The sequence below is a fragment of the Nocardia sp. CA-119907 genome (genome assembly GCF_050955995.1).
Classification (GTDB): domain Bacteria; phylum Actinomycetota; class Actinomycetes; order Mycobacteriales; family Mycobacteriaceae; genus Nocardia.
Genome location: NZ_CP192091.1, coordinates 8,679,984 through 8,686,501, shown reverse-complemented (window position 1 = coordinate 8,686,501; position 6,518 = coordinate 8,679,984). Strand labels below are relative to the sequence as shown.

Below are 6,518 nucleotides of genomic sequence, written 5' to 3'. Positions count from 1 at the left end.
CCCAACTCCGCCTACGTCGGGCCAGCGGAGCTCACGCACACTTTCGGCACCCGTCGCATACCGACACTCCGCACGACCCGCCGGGCTGAAAATCGGAAGCTCTGCGCGAGCCAGTATTCGCCCGCGCCGACCCGCCCGGACCCAGATCTTTGTCCGTTGGGTGGCAGATGTACGCACTTTGTTCAGGGACGGTTAAGGCCTGTGGTTTTTGTGAATTGGGTGGCCTGGGGGTGTGCCAGGATAGAGCGGTAATGGTTCGGGCACAGCGTCCACCGGTCGGCGGCGCGGTGCGCAGATGAGGGAGACTGCGGCGACGTGACCAGACCTGACGGTGAGACCCCCGACAAGCGGGCCGATGACAACGAGCGGGCCGTACCCGGCGCCTCCGGCGACGCGGAATTCATGGCCGAGTTCATGCAGGCCTTCGAAGCCACCGATAACGACCCCACTGACGACGCTCCCGTCGAGGACACCCCGGACGAGGACGCCCCCGATATCGGCTTCACCCTCGACGAACCCCCGGTCGACGTGGCCGAACAGGCCAAACAACTCATCCACCGCATCGCCCGCGCACTTGCCTCGGGTGGCCCGCAGGGCTGGCGCCGCCTCGACGCCGTCTTCGTCATGACGACCACCGCCGAACTCGCGCTGGTCACCTTCGCCGATGACGAGCAGCGCGAGGCCCGCGCCCAGCCGGCCGCCGAGGTGCTCACACTGGTTCGGGAGCAGCGGCACCTATCGGCCCAACTGAGCGACGGCCCCTGGTGGCGGCTGCTGATCAACTTGGCGAGCACCGGCGAGATCGAGGTCGACTACGACTACGGTGACGAGCCCTTCCCGGACGACCACCTGTTCCCGCCCGAGGTCTACGCCGCGGATCTGCAGGCATATCCGCGCCAGCAGCTGCCGGTATGGCTGGCGGCTTACGTAGGCCACGCCGACCGGCAGTCGCGCCCGGCGCTCATCGCGGCCGTTCAGGCGCGTGAGGACCGGGAGGCCGGCGTGCGACCGGTGTTGTCGGAGCGGGACTTTCCGGCCTTCCCGGTGCTGTCGGCCCGCTGGGCGGTCATCGCGGCAGCCTTCGTCGCCGCCGGATCTCAGTGGGGGCCAAGGGTTTTGCCCGCGCTCGGCTGGTTCGAAGGGGCCAAGCGCAGCGGGTCGACGCTGTATGCCCTGCCGGGCGGTCGCGCCGTGCTGTCCGGGGGCGTGTGGAACGCGCCCGAACTCGATGCCGTCTACAACGGCGGTGCGCCGATGCCGGCGCTGTACGCCGGTGCCCCGGAGTGGATCGCCAATCCGGTGCTGAATCCCCGTGCGGCCAGCGGGTTGTTGTCGTTCTGCTATTGGTGGGACGGCGGCAGATGGTATCGCGGCGACTCGCCCTCCGCGGTCGCGCTCAGCGATGCGGTGCCCGGCGTCTGGACTTCCGATACCGTGGCCGGTGTGGTCGCCGGATTGGTGGCCGACGAGCCGACCGACGGGCAGCGTGCGGCGGTGGCCAATCTGGTGTCGGCCGCGGAAATCGGTGTCGTCACCCGCGATACGCTCGTCGAGGTCTTCGGCGACGATGGCGCCTTCGATATCGACAGCGCCCTCTATCAACTCACGCTGGCCGGGGTGACGATCACTCTGCCGCAGCCGATTTCGCGCGATGCCGCGATGGCTCAGGTCCGGCAGTACATCCTGGACCAGAACATGGATACCACCGGCTATCCGCTGGAGAATCTGCGCGCGGACCGGATCAGTGTGGGCTGGATGGTGTACGTGCCGACCGAACCCGGTGAGATCTCGATCGGCCGGGCGATCTTCTATGTCGCCGATGACGGTGTGCTGGAACAGTCTTCGTCATCGGTCGCACCGTCCGTCTATGCCGCCGAGTTCGAACAGCGCTTCCAGCAGCGGCACGGATCCGTTCAGGCCTGAGGGCCGCCATCGGTGCTCCAGCGATAGCCGAAGCCACGGATGGTGGTGATCAGACCGGGGCGATCGAGTTTCGCGCGCAGCCCCGCCATGTGCACATCCAACGCCCGCGAGACCGAGGCCGACGAATCGCCCCAGATGCGGTCCATCAGCTCTTGGCGGCTCACGGCGGTGTCCGGTCGCTCCGCGAGGATCCGGACCAGCTGGAATTCCTTGTGGGTGAGCATGATCGGCACGCCGGCCACCTCGACCTGCCGAGCCATCAGGTCGACTCGCACATCCTGGGAAACGACCGCCTCGACGGGCGAGGTGTGGATGACCACGCGCCTGGTGACCGTCTCCAGCCGCGCGACCAGCTCTGCGATGCGCGGCGGCTTCACCAGATAGTCGTCGGCACCGGAGCGCAGCGCGAGCACGATGGTGCGCTCCCCGGCCCGGGCGGTGAGGATCAGCACCGGCACCGAACTGACCTCGCGCAGTCGCCGCAAAACCTCCAAACCGTCCATATCGGGCAGTCCGAGATCGAGGATCACCGCGTCATAGTCGCGATGGGTGCGTAGTAGGTCCGCACCGCGGCGCTTGCGGTCGACGACGTAGCCGCGGGCGGTGAGCGCGGCTTGTAGCGCGTCGCCTACCCCGTCATCGTCTTCCACCAGCACAAGCCGCACGCGCCGATCCTTGCAAAGCGAAGGTTCGACGCGCAGGCGTTTGCGCATTGCCATCCTCAATGGACGGCCACCTGGGCGCCGGTCTCCGCCTCGGCCTCGATCGCCGAGTTCTTCGAGGTCTCGCGCATGAAGTAGTAGATCGTCAGCGAGATCGCGATACAGACCGCGACGTACCAGAAGTACAGCGATTCGTGATGGGCCTTCTTCAATGCCAGCGCGATGGTTTCCGCGGTGCCTCCGAAGATCGCGACGGTCAGCGCGTACGGCAGGCCGACGCCGAGGGCGCGGATCCGGGTCGGGAACAGTTCGGCCTTCACAATGGCGTTGATCGAGGTGTAGCCGGTGATGATCACCAGGGCCAGCATCATCAGTCCGAACGCGCCGATCGGATTGCGGGTGTGCGCGAGCACGGTCATGATCGGCACGGTCAGCAAGGTGCCGGCAATGCCGAAGAAGATCAGCAGCTTGCGCCGCCCGATGCGGTCGGACAGCGCTCCGGCCAGCGGTTGCAGCACCACGAAGACCAGCAGCGCGATGAAGTTGATCCAGGCCGCGGTGGGCTTGGAGATATGCGCGGTATTGATCATGAATTTCTGCATGTATGTCGTGTAGGTGTAGAACGCGACGGTGCCGCCGAGGGTGAGTCCGCAAACGATCAGGCATTCCCGCGGATACTGTGCGAGCACGCGCAGCGAGCCGCGGGCCGGGCGCTCGGATTCGGCTTGGAATTGCTCGGATTCGTCCATGCCGCGCCGCAGCCACATGATCAGCAGGGCGCCGCCCGCGCCGATCAGGAAGGGAATGCGCCAGCCCCAATTGTTCATCTGCGCGTCGCTGAGAATGTGCTGCAGCACGATCTGCACACCGAGCGCTACCAACTGACCCGCGACCAGCGTGACGTACTGGAAACTCGAATAGAACCCGCGCCTACCCGGCGATGCCACCTCGGACAGATATGTTGCGCTGGTGGCGTATTCACCGCCGAGGGACAGCCCCTGCAACAGCCGCGCCAGCACCAGCAGCACCGGGGCGGCCAGGCCGATCGTCTGATATCCGGGCGTGCACGCGATCAGCAGCGAACCCGCGGCCATCACCGTCACCGAGAGCGTCAGCGCCGCACGGCGTCCGAAGCGATCGGCGTAGCGGCCCAGCATCCAGCCGCCGATCGGACGCATCAGGAAGCCGACCGCGAAGACGGCCGCCGAGTTGAGTAGCTGTGCGGTGGAATCGCCCTTGGGGAAGAAACTGTGCGCGAAGTACACGCTGAACGCGGCGTAGACATACCAGTCGTACCACTCGGCGAGATTGCCGAGGGAGCCACGCAGCACGTTGGCGATGACCCTGCGCTCGCCCGCGAGTTGTGTCGTAGTCATTGTGAATCTCCTTCTGGCGCCGCACTTACCGGCGTAGTAATGGCGACTGTGAGCGCTGTCACAGCGCATTGCCAGGGGTCCGGCGATGTTCTAACGGTCCCTTAGGAAAAAACTTCGGTCGGATTTCGACGCCCGATAATTCGACCGCCGAGGCGGCAGATGCCCTGGTCGGAGGCCGGTTCGGATTCTTAACAATCCCTTTAGCTAGTCGTCGGCGGTATCGGGATACGACCGCCGATCCGCGTGCCACTATCGGAAATAAGGCCGATGGCGACTACTGCCGATCGCCCGAAACAACACCGGGTGATCCTGAATCGGTTGTGGTGTAACAGGAACGAGAGCAGTGAAGCAAGCAGCGCGTGGCGATTCCGTGGCGGGTGGTGATCGGGCGACGGTCGCCGACCCGGCCGAGACCTTGATCTCGCACATCGCGGACGAGTTGGCCGAATTGGGCCCACCCGGCTGGCGGCGGCTGGACGCGGTCTTCGCGCTGACCGTGACCGTCGAAACGGCGCGCGTCGAATTCGCCGGTCCGCAGCGGGTGACCCGCCTCGAGGTGCCGGAGCCGGTGCTTGCACTCGTGCGCCGCTACCGCGCCGAGGTCGCCGAGTCCGGTGCCGAGCCGTGGTGGCGACTGCTGCTGTGGGCCAACGCATCCGGTGATATCGAGGTCGACTACGACTACGGCGACGAGCCGTTCCCCGCCGATCAACTCTTCCGTCCCGAGGCCTATCGCGCCGATGTGGCGGCCTATCCGCGTCCGCGCCTGCCGGTCTGGCTCGCGGCCTATATGGGCCACGCCGACCGGCAGTGCCGTCGTCCGCGCCGGGCCGCGGCGGCGGTTGTCGCCGACCGCGCCCGCGGGGTGACGGCCCGACCGGTGGACGAGGAACTGCCGCCGTTTCCGCAGCTGTGGGCCAGGTGGGCGACGATTTCGGCGGCGCACGTCGCCGTTTCGTCCGACCGTGGTCCGCGCATGGTGGCCACGAACGGCTGGTTCGAGAGCGCGGGCACCGGCAGCAGCGGCTCCACGCTGTACACCGTGCCGGGCGGTCGTGCCGTGCTGTCGGGCGGCGTATGGGACGCACCTGCCCTGAACGCGGCATACAACGGCGGCGTCGATCTGCCGAATCTCTATGCGGGAGCGCCGGATTGGGTGACCAATGCGGTGCTGAGCCCGCGCGCGGCGGTCGGCCTGCTCTCGTTCTGCTTCTGGTGGGACGGCCACGGCTGGTATTGCGGGGAATCGCCATCGGTGCAGCAGTGCGGTGTCGCGATGCCGGAGATCTGGAATACGCACACCGCGATCGAGGCGGTGGCCCGGTTGCTCTCGGCGGACCCTGGCACCCGGCTGCGAACCGCGGTGGCGCGCTTGCTGACCGCCGCCGAACGTGGCGAGATCACCAGGGCATTGGTGGCCGACGCCTTCGGCGACGAGGGCGATATCGATGCCGCCATGCGGCAGTTGACAGCGGCCGGAGCGGTGGTGTCGCGGTCGAACCATGTTCGTGCCGTCGGTCGTTGTCCGGAGCCGATCGCCAACGGTGCACCGGGGCTTAATATTCTGGACGACAGGCGTCCATGCGATGATCGAATTGCGCTATAGCACAAGGTCATAGGAGGGTTCGAGATGAGTGAAGGCTTCCGGGCGACCCCGTCCGGGTTGAACAAGCCGTCGGCGGACCTGGCCGAAGTCGCCGCCAAGATCCAGGCGATCGTCTCGCGCCTGGATGCGGTGAATTCGCAGAACTGGGGCAGTTGGGGGACCAACGGTCGCGGCCCGAATTTCGCCACCGGAGAAAATGGCTACGAGTCGTCACACGACAATCTGATCGGCGTATTGAACGCGCAAATCGAGACGCTGCAGAACTATTCGCAGGGCGTGACCGACACCGGCGTGGCGCTGACCGATACCGACCATGCGGGCCACGACGACTTCGAGAACATCTGACGCGAAGGCGCGAAGTCCGAACTGGGGTAGTCGGGGTACCGGGGTGAGCAGGAGGATTCGATGGCGGACGACATTTCGATCGGGCAATTCACCGATCTCATGGAGATGATGCGGATGGGCGTCGAATCCATTGCGCGGGCGCAGGAGAAGCAGGCTCTGCTCACCGCGACGGGTTATGCGGCGGGCAAACGAGTCACCGTCGTGGTCAATGCCAACAATGTGGTCATCCAGACTCGATTCACCGATGACGTAACGGATTTGAGCTACGCCGAGCTGGCCGCCGCCATTACCGCCGCCGGGCAGGACGCCGCGGCCCAGATCCAACGGCGCACGCGCGAGATGGTCGACGACCTGCGCGCCCAGACCGCGCGACTACCGAAACTATCCGAGTTCGTCCCCGGACTACCCGATGTGCGCGAGATGCTGCCCGTGCGGCCCGAAGTGTCGACCGCTCCACCCTCCGCACGCCGCAGCGCGGAAGCCGAGGATACCGACCCGCCCATGGTGTTCACCGATGTCGCACCCTGGGATCACACACATGCCCCCAAAAGACAGTCGGACGTGTCCGAGTCGGGCTGGTGAGCTCGCGCTTCGGCGCGATGAGGG

The 6,518-nt window shown here is 66.3% G+C and carries 6 protein-coding genes; 4 read left to right on the top strand and 2 right to left on the bottom strand.

All coding sequences use genetic code 11. From position 1 onward, the window contains the following. The first annotated feature begins 315 nt into the window (after positions 1-315). On the top strand, positions 316-1,923 hold the full coding sequence (locus ACQP2D_RS39245) for a hypothetical protein (RefSeq protein ID WP_433680951.1): 1,608 nt from the start codon (positions 316-318) through the stop codon (positions 1,921-1,923). On the opposite strand, the gene ACQP2D_RS39240 is transcribed toward ACQP2D_RS39245, so the two are convergent. Both ACQP2D_RS39240 and ACQP2D_RS39235 read right to left on the bottom strand, forming a co-directional pair. Then, a complete protein-coding gene (locus ACQP2D_RS39240) occupies positions 1,914-2,588 on the bottom strand; it encodes a response regulator transcription factor (protein WP_355183774.1) in 675 nt (224 codons plus the stop codon). The genes ACQP2D_RS39245 and ACQP2D_RS39240 overlap by 10 nt on opposite strands. Before the next feature lie 56 nt (positions 2,589-2,644). After that, positions 2,645-3,961, bottom strand: a complete 1,317-nt coding sequence (locus ACQP2D_RS39235) for an MFS transporter (RefSeq protein ID WP_433680950.1) — start codon at positions 3,959-3,961, stop codon at positions 2,645-2,647. A 343-nt stretch (positions 3,962-4,304) separates the two neighbouring features. On the opposite strand from ACQP2D_RS39235, the gene ACQP2D_RS39230 reads away from it, so the two are divergent. Genes ACQP2D_RS39230 through ACQP2D_RS39220 form a run of 3 tightly spaced genes read left to right on the top strand, consistent with a single transcriptional unit; the run spans position 4,305 to position 6,494 of the window. Then, on the top strand, positions 4,305-5,567 hold the full coding sequence (locus ACQP2D_RS39230; protein ID WP_433680949.1) for a hypothetical protein: 1,263 nt from the start codon (positions 4,305-4,307) through the stop codon (positions 5,565-5,567). Positions 5,568-5,591: 24 nt separating this feature from the next. Continuing rightward, entirely contained in the window at positions 5,592-5,912 is a 321-nt protein-coding gene (locus ACQP2D_RS39225) for a hypothetical protein (protein ID WP_433680948.1), read from the top strand. Positions 5,913-5,972: 60 nt separating this feature from the next. After that, entirely contained in the window at positions 5,973-6,494 is a 522-nt protein-coding gene (locus ACQP2D_RS39220; protein ID WP_433680947.1) for a YbaB/EbfC family nucleoid-associated protein, read from the top strand. Positions 6,495-6,518 lie beyond the last annotated feature (24 nt).

Bases quoted from the DNA above. Each gene is read 5' to 3' on its own strand.
- ACQP2D_RS39235 (WP_433680950.1), bottom strand. From the start codon at position 3,961: ATGACTACGACACAACTCGCGGGCGAGCGCAGGGTCATCGCCAACGTG.
- ACQP2D_RS39225 (WP_433680948.1), top strand. From the start codon at position 5,592: ATGAGTGAAGGCTTCCGGGCGACCCCGTCCGGGTTGAACAAGCCGTCG.
- ACQP2D_RS39220 (WP_433680947.1), top strand. From the start codon at position 5,973: ATGGCGGACGACATTTCGATCGGGCAATTCACCGATCTCATGGAGATG.